At 39.5% G+C, this 555-nt stretch carries 2 protein-coding genes; both read right to left on the reverse strand.

From position 1 onward, the window contains the following. Positions 1 to 101: 101 nt before the first annotated feature. Complete coding sequence (locus ACYVBS_RS14700; RefSeq protein ID WP_460824502.1) at positions 102 to 308, reverse strand: chromo domain-containing protein; 207 nt, start codon at positions 306 to 308, stop codon at positions 102 to 104. A gap of 57 nt (positions 309 to 365) precedes the next feature. Continuing rightward, positions 366 to 524: a hypothetical protein gene (locus tag ACYVBS_RS14705; RefSeq protein WP_460824504.1), complete on the reverse strand. Its 159-nt coding sequence runs from the start codon at positions 522 to 524 to the stop codon at positions 366 to 368. Positions 525 to 555: the final 31 nt, after the last annotated feature.

Raw genomic sequence — 555 nt, forward strand, 5'->3', positions numbered from 1 at the left:
TTAAAAAGAGTTATCTACTATTATAGAGGAAAATTAGTAAATCCGTATTTATATAACGGCTTCTCTCTCCGCTGTCTCGGGTCTTATTCGTCGAGATGAGGCTATCCTAGGTTCCTCCGTGTCTCCGGATCCTTCCTTGGAGGTTTTGATTGCAAATCTCTCATCTGGTGATACTTCTCAATCGCCTGAGTCGCGTTCCGAAGGTTCCTCATAGGCTCGTAAGTATTTTCTGAATTGTCGTAGCCTTTCCATTTCACTAGGTAGTGAAGGTTTCCGCTAATCCTTTTCTCGTCTAGGATTCTTTCCACTTTATATTCTTGTTCTTGGTTTTCTTCTTGTATTTCCGGTTCGTATGGTTTGGCGTTTTAGGGTGCTTTTTCAATTAATGAGACATGAAATACTAGGTGTATTTTCATATGTGTCGGCAGTTGGAGTTTATAATTAACTTGTCCGAGTTTCTCTAAAATCTTGAATGGTCCTATCTTTCGATGATCCAGTTTGTCATTTAGTTTCGTGGTTTTGATATTTCGTCGTAGTAGAAATACTTTCTCCCCC

The organism is Lysobacter olei, assembly GCF_054777355.1.